2 pseudogenes are annotated in these 1076 nt (G+C 39.5%); one reads left to right on the plus strand and one right to left on the minus strand.

The window, feature by feature from the left end:
- Positions 1-268: 268 nt before the first annotated feature.
- A pseudogene (locus QUA99_RS33345) lies at positions 269-812 on the plus strand (IS1634 family transposase); the annotation flags it as partial.
- A gap of 8 nt (positions 813-820) precedes the next feature.
- Here the strand turns inward: QUA99_RS33345 and QUA99_RS32970 are convergent.
- Positions 821-1076, minus strand: a pseudogene (locus QUA99_RS32970) (IS66 family transposase); the annotation flags it as partial.

The following is a 1076-nucleotide window of genomic DNA, read 5'->3' on the forward strand; positions in this document are numbered from 1 at the left end:
TTGGGGCGACCAGACATTTTCATTGGCTCCTTTACTTCTTACATAAGTCTATCACATCTTTAAAAAAATGGTATTAGCTCCCTAGATCCGAACGGTGACTGGTTTGATCCTGACACTGGACAGTATCTTACCCACATTCCGCAGATATTCACGCAGATTTAATTTCAAAGAAATTCAGAATTTCCAAAACCTCAAATGATTGCTGTACAATCATTTGAGGTTTTTTTAAGGTATAATAATTTGTGCCAGTATAGCCACCTTCAAAACTATGAAAAAGCCCTCTGAAGCTATAAACATCGTAAATTTAGACCATTTGGGAATAGTAGCGTGGAGCATAGATGAAATGGAATTGGTAGAATAAGTTAACAAAAAAGTGGGAATAAAAATTAAAGAAACCCTCAGTCCAGGACAAGTAATGAAAGCAATGATTTTGAACGGATTGGGATTTTTGAGCGCTCCAATCTACCTATTTGACACATTTTTTGTGGTCCAAGCAACAGAACATCTAATTGGAGAAGGAGTGACACCCGAACAATTTGCCGGATGACAGAATCGGGAGAGCTTTAGACAAATATCATCAAGCTGGAACCACAAAATTATTCACGGCAATTGCCCTGAAAGCAGCGATGAAATTTCAAGTATCAATGAAAAGCGTTCACCTAGATAGCAGTTCAATATCAGTAGAAGGAGCATACAAAAACTGTCAGGGAAAAAGCCAGGAAGTTGAGGCAGAATCTGAAGATACAGAATCTTCCACGAAAACCATAAAAATCGTTCATGGCTATTCAAGAGATCGAAGACCGGACGTAAGGATTCAGGTCTAAGATAAGGGTATCAAAGAAGGCATGAAAAACTTACAATAATGGGCAGATATAGCATCACGGAAAAAAGCCATTGCGCTTTTATCTTGAAACCGACAAGTCTGAATCACTGATAACAAATCAGCAGTTTGTTCAAACCGAGACATTGACCGGGAGCCCCCAGATACCTTACGCTTCGTCACGGCGTTCTCGGAGAGAACGTTCTGCCAAATTATTATCAGGAGGAATGGAAGGATGGTCTAAAAAGTACCACCA

This window comes from Microcoleus sp. F10-B2 (assembly GCF_036704965.1).
In the GTDB taxonomy this organism is placed as follows: Bacteria; Cyanobacteriota; Cyanobacteriia; order Cyanobacteriales; family Microcoleaceae; genus Microcoleus.